Here is a 17,050-nt window from a genome sequence, read left to right as displayed (position 1 = left end):
GGGGGGGAGAAAAGGGGGGGGGGGGGTGGCGGGGGGGGGGGGGGGGGCGGTGGGGGGGGGGGGGGGGGGGGGGGTGGGGGGGGGGCCCCCCCCCCCCCTTCCCCCCCCCCCCCCCGGTTCCGGTCAGGCCGCCCGGCGGGCCAGTCCCCGGTGCTCGCGGATGATGTCCGCGTACCCGTGGCCGCTGCCCTTGATGGTGCGGACCTGGGTGCGGTAGTCGACGTGGACCAGGCCGAACCGCTTGTCGTAGCCGTAGGCCCACTCGAAGTTGTCCAGCAGCGACCAGGCGAAGTACCCGGCGAGCGGGGCGCCCTTGCGGGCCGCCGAGGCACAGGCGGCGAGGTGGCCGGTCAGGTACTCCTGGCGCTCGGGGTCGTCGATCGTGCCGTCGGGGCGGACCACGTCCGGGTAGGCCGAGCCGTTCTCGGTGACGTAGAGCTTGCGGGCGCCGTACTCGTTCGTGAGGCGCAGCAGCAGCGTCTCGATGCCGCTCGCGTCGATCTCCCAGTCCATGCCGGTGCGCGGGACGTCGGGGCGGCGCACCGAACGGGCGTACGGGGCGGGCCCGGTGGGATCGTCCTCGATGTAGGCCGGGAAGTAGTAGTTCAGGCCCAGCCAGTCGAGCGGGGTGGCGATGGTCTCCAGGTCGCCGGGGCGCTCGGGGAGTTCGACGCCGTACGTCTCGACCATGTCGGCCGGGAAGCCGCGGCCGTGCACCGGGTCCAGCCACCAGCGGTTGACGTGCCCGTCGTGGCGGCGGACGGCGGCCTCGTCCTCGGGACGGTCCGAGGCGGCGAACACCGTGGAGAGGTTGTTCACGATGCCGACCTCGGCGCCGGGCGCGGCGGCGCGGATCGCCTGGGCGGCCAGGCCGTGGCCGAGCAGCAGGTGGTAGGAGGCGCGCACGGCGGCCGTGAGGTCGGTCAGGCCCGGGGCCATCTTGCCCTCCAGGTGGCCGATCCAGGCCGAGCAGGAGGGCTCGTTGAGGGTGGTCCAGTGCCGGACCCGGTCACCCAGACGCTCGGCGACCACGGAGGCGTAGCCGGCGAAGTGCTCGGCGGTCGCCCGCTCGGGCCAGCCGCCCCGGTCCTGGAGGGCCTGCGGCAGGTCCCAGTGGTAGAGCGTGACCGACGGGGTGATCCCCGCCGCCAGCAGGGCGTCGATCAGCTCGTCGTAGAAGTCCAGGCCCTTGGCGTTGACCGGGCCGTCGCCGCCGGGCCGCACGCGCGGCCAGGCGATCGACAACCGGTAGGCGTTGGTGCCGAGCCGGCCCATCAGGCCGATGTCCTCGCGCCAGCGGTGGTAGTGGTCGCAGGCGATGTCGCCGTTGTCGTCGCCCGCGATCTTCCCCGGGGTGTGCGAGAAGGTGTCCCAGATCGAGGGTGAGCGGCCGTCCTCGGCGACGGCTCCCTCGATCTGGTACGCCGCGGTTGCCGTGCCCCACAGGAAGTCGTGCGGGAGTGCGGCGAGGTCGATGGTCACGTAATTCCTTTCGCGACAAGCTTCGGAACTTCAGAACAGGGGGGGTTCACTTGACGGCGCCCGCCGTCAGCCCGGCGACGAGGTAGCGCTGGAGCAGCAGGAAGCCGGCCACGACGGGGATGCTCACCACGAGCGAGGCGGCCATGATCTGGTTCCAGTACACGTTGTTGAGCGTGGAGTAGCCCTGGAGGCCGACGGCCAGGGTGCGGGTGGTGTCGTTGGTCATCACCGACGCGAACAGCACCTCGCCCCAGGCGGTCATGAAGGCGTAGACGGCGACCGCGACGATGCCGGGGATGGCGGCAGGTACGACGATCCGCAGGAGCGCGCCGAGCGGTCCGCAGCCGTCGACCAGCGCCGCCTCGTCCAGGTCCCGCGGCACCGAGTCGAAGTACCCGATCAGCATCCAGATCGAGAACGGCAGCGAGAACGTCAGGTACGTGAGGATCAGGCCGCCGCGGGAGCCGAACAGGGCGATGCCGGTGGCGTTGCCGATGTTGACGTACAGCAGGAACAGCGGGAGCAGGAAGAGGATGCCCGGGAACATCTGCGTGGACAGCACGGTGACCGTGAAGACGCGCTTGCCGCGGAACTCGTAGCGGCTGACCGCGTAGGCGGCGAACACCGCGACGACGACCGAGCAGACGGTCGCCACGACCGACACGATCAGCGAGTTCACGAAGTACCGGGCGAGCGGGATCGTCGACCAGATGTCGATGTACGGGCGGAGGGTCAGCCCGCTCGGCAGCCAGCGGAACTTGCCGGTGACGTCCGCGAGGGGCTTGAGCGAGCTGGAGATCATCACGTACACGGGGATCAGCACGAACCCGGTGAGCAGCGTGAGGAAGATCCGCCGGGACCAGAGGAAGGAACGCGGCGGGGCCATGGGCGAGCTAGACATCCGAGGTCCTCCGTCCGCGCGAGGTGAACACCAGGTACACGCCGGTCACCACCAGCAGGAAGAGCAGCAGGAGCACGGACATGGCCGAGCCGGTGCCGAAGTTCCAGGTGACGAAGGAGGCCTGGTAGATGTGGACCGAGATGAGGTCGGCGGCCTCCGGGGCGGACCTGCCGAACAGCACGAACGGCGTGTTGAAGTCGTTGAACGTCCACAGGAACAGGACCAGGATCAGCACCTGGTTGACCGGGCGCAGCGACGGCAGGGTGATCCGGCGGATCTGCTGCCACATGCCGGCGCCGTCCAGGGCGGCCGCTTCGTACAGCTCCCGCGGGATGTTCTGGAGGCCTGCCATCACGATCAGGAAGGCGAACGGCCAGCCCTTCCACACCGACACGGTGAGCAGTGCGTAGAAGCTGTTGTCGCCGATCAGCCAGAAGGACGGCTTGTCGGTGAGGTGCAGCTGGTCGTGCAGGACGTGGTTCACCAGGCCGTTGTCGTGCTGGAACATGAACACCCAGGTGATGACGGCCGCGTAGACCGGCAGCGCGTAGGGCACCAGGAACAGGGTCCGCAGCAGGCCCCGGCCGCGGAAGGTGTCCTGCATGAACACCGCGGCCGCGGTGCCGATCAGCCAGCACAGGCCGACCGAGAGCAGGGTGAAGCCGACGGTGACGAGGAACGAGTGCAGCAGGGCCTTGCCGACCGGGGCGTTGAACTCGATCGACGTCCGGTAGTTGTCGAACCCGGACCAGGGGGCGGTGCCCCAGTCGCGGATGTAGAACTGGGTCAGCTCCTTGAAGCTCATCACGACGCCGATGACCATCGGTATCAGATGGACGAGGAGTTCGAGCAGCAGGGCGGGCAGGAGCAGCAGGTAGGGCAGTCCGATCCGGCGGATCCGCCCGGGGCGGCGGCCCGAGCCGCCCGCCGCCCCGGGGGAGTTCGCCTGCACCGGCTCGTGCACGGCGGTGGTGGTCGTCATGGTGCTCAGGCCGCCGGCATCTGCTGCTGGGCCTTCTCCAGCTCGGCCTTCACGGAGTCGGTGGTGACGTCGTGGCCGGCGGCCGCAGCGGCGAACAGGTTCTTCACGGCGGTGCCGACGGTCGTCTCGAACTGCGACTCGGCGGCCACCTGGGGCAGGGCCGAGGCGCTGGTCGCGAGCGTGTTCTTCAGGACCGAGTTGGCCGGGGTGTTGAAGGCCGGGTCCTCCTGGGCCGCCTTGACCGGCGGGATGGAGCTGTAGGCGGTGTTGAGGATCTTCTGCTCGTCGTCGCTGGTCATGAACTTCACGAACTTCGTCGCGCCGTCGAGGTTCTTGGTGTTCTTGAAGACCGCCAGGTTGATGCCGGCGACCATCGAGTTGACCTGGGCGCCGGTGCCGGGGGTGCCGGACTGCACGGGCACGGGGGCGATGCCGTAGTCGCTGTCGCTCATGCCCTGCGACTTGAGGTTGGAGGACGCCGACTGCCACAGCAGCATCGCCAGCTTGCCCTTGGCGAAGTCGCTCACCGACTGGTTCTGCGCGTACTCGGCGTCGCCGGTCGGGATGACCTTGTCCTTGGCCATGAGGTCGACGTACTGCTTCACCGCGGCGACGACCTTGTCGTCGGTGAAGTTGGGCTTCCCGTCGGCGGTGAAGAAGTCGGCGCCGTGCTGCTTGGCGAAGACGAAGGTGTGGTGGATGTTCTCCGACACGTTGCCGCCCTCGGCGCCGAGCACCGACTTGCCCTTGGCGGATATCTTCTTGCCGTCGGCGATCAGCTCGTCCCAGGTGACCGGGGGCTTGGCGATCCCCGCGTCGGCGAAGATCTTCTTGTTGTAGTAGAGGGCGTAGGCCATCGAGTACAGCGGTACGGCCGCCGGGTCCTTGCCCTCGGCGCCCGTGGAGCCGAGCGCGGAGTCGACGAAGCGGTCCTTGCCGCCGATCTTGTCGAAGTTCTTGGCGTCCCAGGGCAGCAGCGCGCCGGTCGCCTGCAGCGAGGCGCTCCAGGTGTTGCCGATGTTCAGCACGTCGGGGCCCTGGCCGGAGGTGGTCGCGGTCAGGATCCGGTTGAGCAGGTCCGACCAGGGCACGACCTCCAGCTTGACCTTGACGCCGGTCTGCTTCTGGAACTTGTCGAGCTCCGGCTGGAGTACCTTCTTGTCGATCTCGATGCTGGCACCCTGGTTGGAGGCCCAGTAAGTGAGCGTCTTCGGGGAGTCGTTGGACCCGCCCCCGGTGGACGACCCGCCACCGCAGGCCGTGGCCGCGAGGGCGAGAGACATGGTGACGGCGCCTACGGCCGCGGCTCGGATGCTGCGCATGGCTCCAGCTGTGCCTTTCCGGGAGACGAGAACCCCGAGAGGGCTTCGCGAAGGTCGGCACCCGCGATTGCGAAGGCCGAGACCACCGTTCGGCTCCCGAAGCCCCTCATGGCTTAATTTAGGACGTGAGTTAATCCCCCGAACAGTGGCTCGTCAAGGGATCCGGCACGGGTATCCGTGCAGGCGGGCCGGGGAACACCGGGTTCCGGGCCGATGGTACGCCCGCGCCCGGCGTCGTGACCTGCGCCGAAGGCACGTGACCTGGGCGGAGAGGGCCGGCGGGGCGTTCCACAACGGTTGTGTTTCGACGGGGGGATGCGGCGCTGCGCGGGCATCGGGCGAGGCGGGCGGGCCGTGGCTCACGGCGAGGACGACACCGGCCGATCGGGCAGGGCGGGGGCGGGACACCGCGTAGGGCGGACGCGGGTCGCCGGCTACGGCGGTGGGGCCCGGGGAGGTTGTCCCCGGGCCCCCGGTGACACCGGGTCCCTGACCGGTGTCACCGGGCGGGTGCCGGGGCGTAGCCGGTCGGGCGGGTGGTGAAGGTGCCCCGGCCCCGGGTGCGGCCACGGAGGCGGGTCGCGTAGCCGAAGAGTTCGGCCAGCGGCACGGTGGCGGTCAGCACCGCCGACCCGCCCCGGGCCGCGGAACCGGTGACCCGGCCGCGCCGGGCGGCCAGGTCGCCCAGTACCCCGCCGACCGCGTCCTCGGGCACGGTGACCGTGACCTCCGCGACCGGCTCCAGCAGGACCGTCGCGCAACCGCGCAGTGCCTCCCGGAGACCGAGCCTGCCCGCCGTACGGAACGCCGTGTCGGAGGAGTCCTTCACATGCGTCGAGCCGTCGGTGAGGGTGACCCGCACTCCGGTGACCGGGTGCCCGCCGAGGGGGCCCTCGGTGAGGCCTCCCGGCAGCCCGCCTCGACCGCGCGGACGTACTCCTGGGGCACCCGGCCGCCGACGACCGCCGACCGGAACGCGAAGCCCGCCTCGTGCCCCAGCGGTTCCACGTCCAGCACGACGTGCGCGAACTGCCCGGCGCCGCCGGTCTGGTGGACGTGCCGGTACACGAAGCCGGTCACCCCGCGCGCCACGGTCTCCCTCAGCGCGACCCGCGGCCGGCCCACCGCGACCTCGGGGCCGCCGTCCCCGCGGATCTTCGCCACGGCGACCTCCAGGTGCAGTTCGCCCATCCCGGACAGCACGGTCTGCCCGGTCTCCGCGTCGGTGCGCACCACCAGCGAGGGGTCCTCCTCGGCCAGCCGGGCCAGCGCCTGGGCCAGCCGGCCGGTGTCGGTACGGCGCCGGGCCTCGACGGCGACGGACACCACCGGTTCCGGGGCGACGGGCGGCTCCAGGAGCAGCGGGGCGTCCGGCGTGCACAGCGTGGCGCCGGGGCGGGCCGACTTCGGTCCGACGACGGCGACGATGTCACCGGCCACCGCCCGGTCGAGGGGCTCGTGCCGGCCGGCCATGACGCGCAGGACGCGGGCGACGCGTTCGGTGCGGCGGGTCGCGGGATCCCACACGGTGTCTCCTTTCTCGATCGTGCCCGAGTAGATGCGGACATGGGTGAGGCGTCCGGTGGACGTCGCGGTCACCTTGAACACGAGTGCCGCGAACGGCCCTTCGGGGTCGGCGGCCCGCCGGCGCTCGGCGCCCTCGTGGGTACCGCGCACGGCAGGCACGTCGAGCGGTGAGGGCAGATAGGCCACGGCCGCGTCCAGCAGCGGTTCGATGCCCCGGTTGCGGTAGGCGGAGCCGCACAGGACGACGACGCCCTCGCCGGTCAGGGTGAGGTCGCGCAGGGCGGTGGCCAGCGTGCCGTCGGACAGCCGGCCGGCCGGCGCGCAGAACTCCTCCAGCGCGGCCGGGTGCAGCGCGGCCACCGTCTCCTCCAGGGCGCGCCGGCGGCGGTCCGCCTCCGCGCGCAGCGCTTCGGGGACCGGTCCCGTCACCGCCGTACCGCTGTCGTCCGGCCAGAGCAGCGCACGCATGCGTACGAGGTCGACGACGCCGGTGAAGCCGTCCTCCGCGCCGACGGGCAGCTGGACGACGAGCGGGGCCGGGTGCAGGCGGGCGCGGATCGACTCGACGGCGCTGTCGAGCGAGGCGCCCGCACGGTCCAGCTTGTTGACGAAGGCGATCCGGGGCACGCCGTGCCGGTCGGCCTGCCGCCACACCGACTCGGTCTGCGGCTCCACGCCGGCCACCGCGTCGAACACGGCGATCGCGCCGTCGAGGACCCGCAGGGAGCGTTCGACCTCGTCGGCGAAGTCCACATGGCCCGGGGTGTCGATGAGGTTGACGCGGTGGCCGGCCCAGGCGCAGCTGACGGCCGCGGCGAAGATGGTGATGCCGCGGTCGCGTTCCTGGGGGTCGAAATCGGTGACGGTGGTGCCGTCGTGGACCTCGCCGCGTTTGTGTGTGGTGCCGGTGGCAAAGAGGATGCGTTCGGTGACGGTGGTCTTTCCGGCGTCGACGTGGGCGAGGATGCCCAGGTTACGAACGGACGCGAGGGGGTTGACGGAGTTCGGGTGGAGTTCGGTGCGCATGGCCCGTTGCCTTTCGAATGCGGTTCCCGGACGGATCCTGGAATGGGCGGCGCAATTTCCGTGCGGCGGAGTTCACCGGTACCTCATCTGACGGAGCGTCAACACCTTGGCATATGCCAGGATTTGATGGGCCCGGTGGGGCGTCACGGAGTCCGGTACCGGCCGCGCAGCGGGCACCGGAGGGACGGGGACACGAGGATCACCTCGTAGCGGGAACGGGAAGAGACGGCATTCGCGCGGTCGCACATGACCCTCTCCCCTCAATCGTCCGAACTCGTCATGGCACAGCACCGCGACTGCCTTCCGCGGCTACGGTGCGTGATACCGAGCGAGTGTAGGCAGGGGCGCGGGACACGGCACCCGGTTTTCCCACCAGGGGACTTGCGCTTCCCGGAGATGCCGGTTCGTTCCCTTTTCACCATTCCTCTGGGAATGGGGCGGCCCGTAGTCCCGACATTTTCCGGACATTCACCTGGCCGCCATCGATAACTTCGCCGTCCCGGAAGGCGCTTTCCGGGACGGTGAACGGCGGTGGAGCAGGTTCACCGGAAGAGTCCGCCACAACTCCCGCGATTGGCCGAAAAGCACGCTTTACGGCACCCAGCGGGACATCAGGACGTTCATCCCCTTTCCCGGGCCGGGCGGCCCGGGAAAGGACGCCCGGAACGCCCCGGATGCACATCGTCGCGGGTGGCACCCGGGACCCGTCGGCATGCTCCGGACCGGCCGGAGCCGATGTGGAACATGTGTGGATTTTCGGTGAAGCATCGCGCGTGGCTGAGAAATCGGGATCGCACCCCGGATTCGGACAGGGCACACAAAGGACGGAAAGCGGCCCGTCCAGGTGGCCGGTCAACGCTCCACCACTCTGCGGGAGAGCCTAATCTGATCGGCGAACAGACTGAATGCGCACAGCAAGTGGACGGACAGGACTGGATTGGACACGCAAAAGACGCGGAGAGCGCCGTTCGCCGCGCTGCGCAGGGGCAGTGCGCTGCCGGTCGCGGCGCAGGTGCTCATCGCGGGAACGCTGTTCTCCCGTCTCGGCGACACCCTCGCCTCGCTGGGGCTGGTGCTGAACGCGGCAGACCGGGACATCCGCTTCGGGGTGACCGAGGTGATGCTCGCCGAACTCATCCCCACGGTGCTCGCGGCGCCGTTGATCGGCTCCGTGGTGGACCGGTTCAGCGCGCGCGCCGTGTGTCTGTGGGCGCTGCTGGCCCAGTCGCTGTCCCTCGGTGCGGCCACCGCCGTCGGCGGGTTCCATGTGCGGGTCGCGCTCATCGCGCTGTCGGCCCTGGCCGGAGTGGCCTCGGTGGCGGCCGGGTTCAAGATGCTGCCCGCCGTCGCCGGTGACCGGCACACGGGCCGGGCGAACAGCCTGCTGACGGCCGGCCTCTCCGTGGCGGGGCTGATCGGGCCTCCGCTGGCCGGCTTCCTCAACTCCCAGTGGGGTACCGGCGTGCTCCTCGCGGTGGACGCCGGGTCCTTCCTCGTGCTCGCGGGCTGCACCATGCTGGCGGTGCCGAGCAGCGTCGACGTGGCGATCGGCCGCCGCCCCGCCACGAAACTCGCGGACGGCTACCGGGCACTGCGCGACGCCCCGGTGGTGGGCACGCTGATGCCCGCGCTGGCGGCGTCGATCCTGGCCATCAGCATCGAGAACGTCGCCGGCGTCTTCTATCTCCGGGATGTCGTCCACGGCAACGACACCGTCTTCGGCCTCTTCCTGGCGACCTGGGCCCTGGGGGCCGTGCCCGGGGCCCTGCTCGCGGGTCGCGCGGACTGGGCGGACCGGCACACCCTGCTGATCCTGGGCGGCATCACGGGCATGGGCGTGAGCCTGCTCCTCACCGGTCTGATCCCGGTCGCCGCGGTGATCTTCCCGCTGTTCCTGATCGCGGGCTTCGGCAACGGCGCGTGCAACGTCGGCCTGCGCAACGCGGTGCACTCGCGGGTACCGGCCGAGGTGCACGGCAGCGCCTGGGCCTGCTTCCAGGCGCTGTCCCGCAGCTCCATCGGCCTCGGCTTCCTGCTGGGCACCCCGAACAGCCTGGTCTCCAGCCAGGGCCAGGTGATCATCTCGGGTGTCATTCCGCTGGTCGCCATCGCGTGGGCGGCCCTCGTCACCGTCCGGCGCGGCGAGCACACGGTGACGGAAACCTCGGCCTGAGCGAGCGACCTGGCGACCGGAACGCGGCCGGGCCGAACGGCGGGACAGGTGTCGGTCTTCGGATCCCGGACAGCTGCCCGGCTTTCGCCTGTCATCTCCTGTCCGCTCGCCCCGGGGCGCTTCTGGGTAGCGTCGTCGCCGTTTGAACCATCGACCCGGGAAGGCCCTATGTCCATGCAAGATGACACTGCGTCACAGGAAACGGCCGGGCAGAGCAGGCGTGGTTTTCTCCGCAACGCGGCGCTGGCCGGTGCGGGGGCGGCGGCCGTGGGCGCGTCCACGCTCGGCGGCACACCCGCGTTCGCCGCCGGCATCTCCCAGAGCGGCAGGACCGGCACCTGGAGACCGGACCCGGCCGCCCTCCGGTTCACCCTCGCGGTGATGCCGGACACCCAGTTCCTGTACTGGGGCAGCCAGGACAGCGTCGACCGGACGCCGCAGGAGGAGTCGTTCCGCTACGTCATCGGCAACAGCGGCACCGCCTCCGACGACAACATCGTCTTCATGGCGCACCTCGGCGACCTGACCCAGGACGCGGACCCGTCCTCGTTCCAGCAGGTCGACAAGGCGTTCGACCTGCTGGACGCGCACGGCGCCGCCTACAGCGTGCTGGCCGGCAACCACGACGTGAGCGGCGACGACAGCCGCGGCGACACCGCGTATCTGCGGACCATGGGCCCGCAGCGGTTCAAGCGGGCGAAGACCTTCGCCGGGGCGGACGCGACCGGCTACAACACCGCGCACGTCTTCGAGGCCGCCGGCCGCTCCTGGCTGCTGCTGGCCCTGGACTGGCGGACCAGCGAGCAGGGTTTCGCCTGGGCCGACGGCGTGATCAAGGCGCACCCGAAGCTGCCGGTGATCCTCACGACGCACGACCTCGTCTACTCGAACTACGATGACAACGTTTTCCCGTACGAGTCCGGTGACCCGGAGGACAACGCCGTACTCTCCGACTACGGCCGCACGGTCTGGGACCGGCTGATCAACGACAACGACCAGATCTTCCTCACCCTCAACGGCCACTACTGGCCGCCCGCGCGCACCACCGCGAAGAACGCCGCCGGCAACGAGGTGCACCTGCACATCACCAACTACCAGAACCGCTACTTCGGCGGTGGCGGCATGATCCGGCTGTACCACTTCGACCTGGCCCGGAACACGATCGACGTCGAGACGGTCAACCCCTGGATCCTTGCCCAGAAGCCGGCGTCCCGTACCGAACTGGCGGCCCAGCACGCCCGGATCACCGGCCCGGTCGACAACTTCTCGGTGCCGATCGACTTCGCGGAGCGGTTCGCCGGCTTCGCCCCGGTGCCGGTAAGGCCGGCCCGCCCGGCCGCCCGGGAGCTGGTGAAGGGCACCCTGGCGTACTGGCGCTTCGACGGGCAGGGCACGCCCGGCACCGCCCTCACCGCGGGCCAGACCGTGCCCGACCTGTCCGGCAAGGGCAACGACCTGACGGTGGTGACCCTGCCGGGCACCGCCGCCTCCGCGCTGACCTGGTCCGACGACCACCACCCCGACCAGCCGGCACACGCCAGCCTGACGTTCGCGGGCGGCCGGAACCCGCTGCACGGCTCGTATCTGACCACCGGGGCGAAAGCGCCGCTGAACACCGAGACGTTCACGTCCGGGTACACCATCGAGACGTTCGTGCGGATGCCGCTGGACTGGGACGCCGGCCGCAACGGCTGGGCGTCGATACTCAGCCGCCGGGGTTCGGCCGCGGACGCCGGCAAGCACGGCAAGAACACCGACCCCGGCGAGCCCGTGCTCCAGCTCGCCATCTCGAACAACGGCCGCGAGCCGCAGTTCAACCACTACCCCCTCAACGACACCTACCCGACCACCAACTGGGGACACGGCCTGGTGGAGCTCAAGTGGTGGCACCTGGCGGTGGTCAACGACGGCCGCCACACGAAGCTGTACGTCGAGGGCGCTCCGGTCGTCGACAACCCGAAGCGCCTGTCGGTCGGCCTCACTTCGCTCGGGCTGCCCTGGCTGGTGGGCGGCCACGAGTACGCGGGCGCCGTCGACATCGTGTTCCACGGTGGCATCGGTGACATCCGGATCGTCGACCGCCCGCTGTCCGCGGACGAGTTCCTGACCGCGAAGTAGCGCGGTGTCCCCCGTCTCCGGCCCGCCCACCGGCTCGCCGGAGACGGGAGCCGCGCGTCCGACGGAGACGCGCGTCTTGGGAGAGCCTTTGGTCTAGTCCTCTTGACGGCGGAGACCCCGGAGAGTTTGGTATGTACCAATACCCCTCCAGGCCCCTCCCCCACCCCCCCCGCCCTCGCTGGGCATCCCGAAAGGGCCAATGTCATGCACCTGGCAAGACTCGCGGCTTCCGCGTGCGCCCTCGCCCTCACGGCCACCGGCGCCGCCGTCGCACTGGCCCCCGCCGGCAGCGCCGCGGCGGGCAGCGTCTACTCCGTGGCGCCCTACGTCGACATGTCGAACGGTCAGGAAGGCCTGCTCGACACCGCCGTCACCGGACACGGGCTCAAGGCCTACACGGCGGCCTTCGTCCTCGGCGTGGGCTGCACCCAGATCTGGGGCGACACGCTCCCCATCGGCAACGACTCCTACACCGACCCGGAGATCGCCAGGGCGAAGGCCGAGGGCGCCTCCGTGATCATCTCCTCCGGCGGGGCGGCCGGCGAGCCGCTCGCGTGGACGTGCTCGAACCAGAGCAGCATCGACGCCGGCTACCAGGCCATCATCAACGACTACGGCGTCACCCAGCTCGACTTCGACATCGAGGGCGCCGCCATCGCGGACACCGCGGCCGCGGCCCGTCAGATGCAGGCGATGAAGGACCTCAAGGCCGCCAACCCGGGGCTTCAGTTCTCCATGACCCTGCCGGTGCTGACGAGCGGGCTGACCGGCGACGGCGTCAACATCCTCAAGGCCGCCAAGAACGCCGGCATCAAGATCGACGTCGTCAACATCATGGCCATGGACTACTACGCCGGCACCGGCACCGAGATGGGCCAGGCCGCCCTCTCCGCGTCCCGGGCCACGCTGGCGCAGATGCAGTCCGTCGACTCCGGCTACAGCTACGCCAACCTCGGCATCACCCCGATGATCGGCAAGAACGACGACGGCTCCACCTTCACCCTGGCCGACGCCCAGACGGTGGAGAGCTTCGCCGCGCAGAACGGCGTCGGGCGGCTGGCGTTCTGGGCGATCACCCGGGACCAGGCGTGCGGAGGGAACGCCAACTCCCTGCCCACGTGCAGCGAGATCAGCCAGAACAGCCTCGCGTTCACCGACGCGTTCGTGCCCTACGAGGGCAGCTCGGGCGGCGGCGGAGGCACCACCACCGACTTCTCCCTGGCCCTGTCGCCGGGCTCCGCCTCGGTCGCCCAGGGCGGTTCGGCGACCGCGACCGTCTCCACCGCCGTCACCTCCGGCAGCGCCGAGTCCGTCGCCCTGTCCGCGTCCGGCGCGCCCTCCGGGGTCGGCGTCTCCTTCAGCCCCGCCTCCGTCACCTCCGGGGGCAGTTCGACGCTGACGGCGACGGTCGGCTCGTCGGTGGCCGCGGGCAGCTACCCGATCACCGTCACCGGCACCGCCGCGAGCGGCAGCCACAGCGCGACCTACACGCTCACGGTCACCTCCTCCGGCGGAGGCGGCGGCGGTGGGGGCTCACTGACCAACGCGGGCTTCGAGACCGGCAGTCCGAGCCCCTGGACCTGCACCGGCGGCAGCACGGTCGTCTCCAGCCCGGTCCACAGCGGCAGCCACAGCCTCCAGGTCACGCCGAGCTCCAGCGGCACCGGGGAATGCGACCAGACCGTCACCCTCTCCCCCAACCACACCTACACGCTGTCCGGTTGGGTGCAAGGCCCGTACGCCTACGTCGGTGTCAGCGGCGGTGCCACCGCGAGCACCTGGTCGAACAGCGCGAGCTGGAACCAGCTCAAGGTCACCTTCACCACCGGCAGCAGCGGAACGGTCACGGTCTACGTCCACGGCTGGTACGGCCAGGCCGCCGTCGACGCCGACGACTTCAGCCTCGCCTGAGCGAAGTCCGCACACTGAAGGGGCGGTTCCCGGACGGGAGTCCGGGAACCGCCCCTTCTGCTCGGTGCCGGTGTCTCCTACTGGCCGAAGCCGTAGGAGAACAGGTGGTCGGTGCCCGTCTGGCCGGTCACCGGCAGCGTCACCGATGCCACCTGCCTGGACGGGTCCAGCGGGACCTTCGTGGCGAAGACATAGGTCTTCACGTTGTCCCGGCCGCCGCTCCCGGTGTTCCGGTAGGTCGTCGTGACGGCCGTCGTGTCACCCGGCAGCGGCTTGCTCGGCCCGCCGTTGAGCGTCCAGTCCGAGAAGCCGACCGTCGCCCGGGAGGTGGTGCCGTCGGTGTAGGTGACGGTCAGTGTGCCCGAGACCCCACTGCCGTCGGTCGGCGCGTTGACCGCCGCGCCCAGCAGACCCAGTGACGCGCCCGAGGTGCCGGCGGGCATGGGGATGGTCTGGCCGGCCATCTCCAGGTTGTCGGGCTGCCCGGACGTCACCGTCGGCCAGAGGTAGGAGATGCCGTCGACCGTGAGGGTGGAGCCGCTGGTGACGCCGGCCGCCGACAGCGCGTTCTGCGAGAAGGCCCAGCCGCCGCCGTCGAAGCCGCCCGAGAAGCCGCTGCCGTCGGGGTAGATGCCCTCGTTGGTGTCGTACGGCCACAGGGCGCCGGCCTTGGCCACGGCCACCCGGAGGACCGCCCCCGGCAGTGCCGCACCGGTGCCGTGGTCGGTCAGGGCGAAGGCGACCGGATACGTCCCCTCGTCCGGGCCCGCCGTCACGTGGACCTTCGCCTCGGCGCTGCCCGAGGCGGGCACGGTGAGCGAGCCGGACGCGGTGTCCAGGGTGACGCCGGTTGGGGCCGTCGCCGTCCAGTCGACCGTGACGGCCTGGCCGCCGAGGTTGGTCAGGTCGAGGGTGCCGTCATCACCCGTGCCCGGCTGGAGGACCAGACCGTTGCTGGGGCCGGTCGCCGCCAGCACCCGCCCGCCGCCCGTGGTGTCCGACGGCGGCACCGCCGACGGGCCGGACGCCCAGGAGGTGTCGGGCTCGGTACCGAGCGTGAAGTCCATGGTGCCCGCGCCCTTGAACTGCTGGTACGTCAGCCAGGAGGTGTTCCAGGCCTTGCCCTTGACGTCGAGCGACTGCACGTACGGCGCGTCGGTCGCGGCCTGCGGGGCGTTGATCCGCACGGTCTTCCCGCCGACGGTCACCTGGGCCACCGGGAACACCGGGCTGCCGAGCACCAGGGTGTCCGCGCCCGGGGTCTCCGGGTACAGGCCCAGCTCGGACCAGACGTACCAGGAGCTCATGGCGCCGAGGTCGTCGTTGCCGAACGAGCCGACCGGCGCGTTGAAGTACAGGTCCTGCTGGGCCTCACGGACGGCCGCCTGGGTCTTCCACGGCTCGCCGGTGTAGTCGTACTCCCAGGGGATCTCCACGCTGGGCTCGTTGCTCAGGTCGGCGTCGGTGCTGCCGGGGCTCGTGATGTCGTCGAGCAGGCTGTCCAGGTAGGACGAGTACGCCTGGGTGCCGCCGCGTGCCTGGATGAGCTGCTTCAGGTTGAAGGGGACCATGGGGGTGTACTGGGCGGAGGTGCCCTCCACGAAGCCGTTGGAGGTGCCGGGGGTGAAACCGCCCGCGAACTGGCCGTCCTTGTTCTTGGCCTGGAGGTAGCCGGTCTGCGGGTTGAAGACGTTCATCCAGTCCTGGGCGCGGGTGGCGAACTTCTCGTAGACGGACGTCTTGCCGAGCGACCTGGCGAAGGCGGCGAGGGCGTAGTCGGCGGAGTCGTACTCCAGTTGGGTGGAGACCGGGCCGTAGAAGTTGCAGCAGCCGTAGCTCTCGTCCAGCGGAAGGTAGCCCTTCGCGTCCCGTACCGACTCGCCGGGGCGGTCGTTGTTCGGGACGGTGGCCTCGTGCTGGAGGGCCGCGAGGGCCTTGCCCGTGTCGAAGTCCGTGGCGCCGAAGGCATACGCGCCGGCGATGATGCCGGCGGCCGGGTCACCGACCATCACATAGCTCTCGCCGTTGTTCGAGGCCCACTTGGGCAGCAGGCCCGTCTGGTCGTAGCCGTTGAGCATCGAGGTGACGACGTCGCTCGCGACCTTGGGTTCGACCATCGCCATCAGCTGGGTCTGGGAGCGGTAGGTGTCCCAGCCGGAGTATGTGGCGTACTGGGCTTTCTGCCCCTTGGCCAGCTTGTGGACCTGGTTGTCCATGCCCATGTACTGGCCGTTGGCGTCGGAGAAGACGTTCGGGTGCAGCAGCGCGTGGTAGAGCGCGGTGTAGAACTGCGTCTGCTGGTCGGCGGAACCGCCGCCCACCTGGATGTTCTTCAGTACCGTGTGCCAGGCGTCGTGGTTGGCCCGCTCGACGGCGCCGAGGTTCCAGCTCCCGATCTCGCGGGCGAGGTTGTCCGCCGCGTTCGCGTCACTCGTGTACGAGATGCCGACCTTCGCCGTCACCTTGGTGTTCGACGACGTGTCGAAGGTCAGGTACATGCCGTTCGCGCCGGTCGTGGGGGGCTGGGCGGCCTTGGCGGCCTTGGGCAACCGGGATGCCGTACTGGCGCTCGGTGTCGCGGAGGCCTTGGCAGTGCTCCCGTGGACCGTCGGGGCCGGCTTCGCCGGGACGGTGAAGTGCTTCTCCTTCAGCGGCTTCGACGTGGACTTCTGCGGGGTCTGGCTGACCTTGCCCGCCTTCAGTGACGTCGCGTCGGGGGTGATGGTGCTGCCGACCCAGGTGCCGCTCGCGGTGAACGGCCGGTCGAACTTGACGTCGAAGTGCAGCGTGTACCGGTTGTTCGCGCCACAGAAGTGACCGCTGTCGATCGCGCCGCTGATCTCCTTGCTGTTCACCACCTGGACGCGGGTTCCGTCCACCTGGGTGGCGCCCCCGCTGAGCTTGAACAGCAGGTTCGCCTGCTGCCCCGAAGGGAAGGTGAAGCTGCCCAGCCCGGCGCGGGTGGTGTCGGTCAGCTCGGTGCTGACCCCGTTGGCGTCGGTGACCTTGTAGGACCCGATGCCGGCCTGCTCCTTGTCATGGCCGAAGCCGACGGACGTGCTGCCGAGGTCACCCGACAGGGCACCGGTCACCGGCAGGACGGGCAGGTCGCCCGCGACGGGGCAGCCGGGTCCGGAGACGTGGGTGAGGCTGAAGCCGGAGATCTTGTCGGCGGTGTACTCGTAGCCGCCGCCGTCGGGGCGGTGCGGGGTGGTGTCGGGGCCCCACTGCACCATGCCGGCCGGCATGTCGGGGCCGGGGAAGGTGTCCACCGCACCGGAGGTGCCGATGAGGGGGTTGACGAGGGACGCGGGGTCCTTCACGAGGGGCGGCGTCGCGTTGCCCGCGGCCTGGGCGCTTCCGGTCGCCGGAAGCGGAAGGGCTGCCATGCCCAGGACGCAGACCACAACGAGGCGTCGGCGGAATCTTGCTCGGTCGGCTGGTGCAGCTGAACGTCGGGGTCTCACCATCGGTTGCCTCCGCAGCGGTTCGTGCTTCGCACATCAGGTGTCGGCGCGCCGAAAAACACCGGAATGCCGGCGACAGGCAACGGTTCGAGTCGCTCCCACGGCCTGACAACGTTGCCATGCACGAGTGTCGAGTGAAAC

General features: G+C 70.4%; 8 protein-coding genes and 1 pseudogene. 3 read left to right on the top strand and 6 right to left on the bottom strand.

Features of this window, described 5'->3' with window-relative positions:
• Positions 1-123: 123 nt before the first annotated feature.
• The 5 genes and pseudogenes from ACZ5K7_RS25775 to fusA form a co-directional block, all read right to left on the bottom strand.
• Entirely contained in the window at positions 124-1,482 is a 1,359-nt protein-coding gene (locus tag ACZ5K7_RS25775; RefSeq protein WP_351699281.1) for a GH1 family beta-glucosidase, read from the bottom strand.
• A 46-nt stretch (positions 1,483-1,528) separates the two neighbouring features.
• Complete coding sequence (locus tag ACZ5K7_RS25770) at positions 1,529-2,368, bottom strand: carbohydrate ABC transporter permease (protein ID WP_468916584.1); 840 nt, start codon at positions 2,366-2,368, stop codon at positions 1,529-1,531.
• 7 nt (positions 2,369-2,375) lie between these two features.
• A complete protein-coding gene (locus ACZ5K7_RS25765; protein ID WP_351699279.1) occupies positions 2,376-3,365 on the bottom strand; it encodes a carbohydrate ABC transporter permease in 990 nt (329 codons plus the stop codon).
• A 5-nt stretch (positions 3,366-3,370) separates the two neighbouring features.
• Positions 3,371-4,687, bottom strand: coding sequence for an ABC transporter substrate-binding protein (locus tag ACZ5K7_RS25760; protein WP_351699273.1), 1,317 nt, complete (start codon positions 4,685-4,687; stop codon positions 3,371-3,373).
• A gap of 499 nt (positions 4,688-5,186) precedes the next feature.
• Positions 5,187-7,240: pseudogene (gene fusA, locus ACZ5K7_RS25755) on the bottom strand (elongation factor G).
• 937 nt (positions 7,241-8,177) lie between these two features.
• On the opposite strand from fusA, the gene ACZ5K7_RS25750 reads away from it, so the two are divergent.
• From ACZ5K7_RS25750 to ACZ5K7_RS25740, 3 genes are all read left to right on the top strand, one after another.
• Positions 8,178-9,413, top strand: a complete 1,236-nt coding sequence (locus ACZ5K7_RS25750; RefSeq protein ID WP_351699268.1) for an MFS transporter — start codon at positions 8,178-8,180, stop codon at positions 9,411-9,413.
• Between the two features lie 168 nt (positions 9,414-9,581).
• Complete coding sequence (locus ACZ5K7_RS25745; protein WP_468916554.1) at positions 9,582-11,531, top strand: LamG-like jellyroll fold domain-containing protein; 1,950 nt, start codon at positions 9,582-9,584, stop codon at positions 11,529-11,531.
• Between the two features lie 204 nt (positions 11,532-11,735).
• The gene (locus ACZ5K7_RS25740) at positions 11,736-13,442 is read left to right on the top strand and encodes a carbohydrate binding domain-containing protein (RefSeq protein ID WP_468916552.1); all 1,707 of its coding nucleotides are present in this window, start codon (positions 11,736-11,738) and stop codon (positions 13,440-13,442) included.
• A gap of 77 nt (positions 13,443-13,519) precedes the next feature.
• Here the strand turns inward: ACZ5K7_RS25740 and ACZ5K7_RS25735 are convergent, their stop codons facing one another.
• Positions 13,520-16,831, bottom strand: coding sequence for a GH92 family glycosyl hydrolase (locus tag ACZ5K7_RS25735; RefSeq protein WP_468916550.1), 3,312 nt, complete (start codon positions 16,829-16,831; stop codon positions 13,520-13,522).
• Positions 16,832-17,050 lie beyond the last annotated feature (219 nt).

Source organism: Streptomyces sp. NPDC031497, from assembly GCF_055580905.1.
This window is presented reverse-complemented; position numbering and strand designations above follow the sequence as displayed.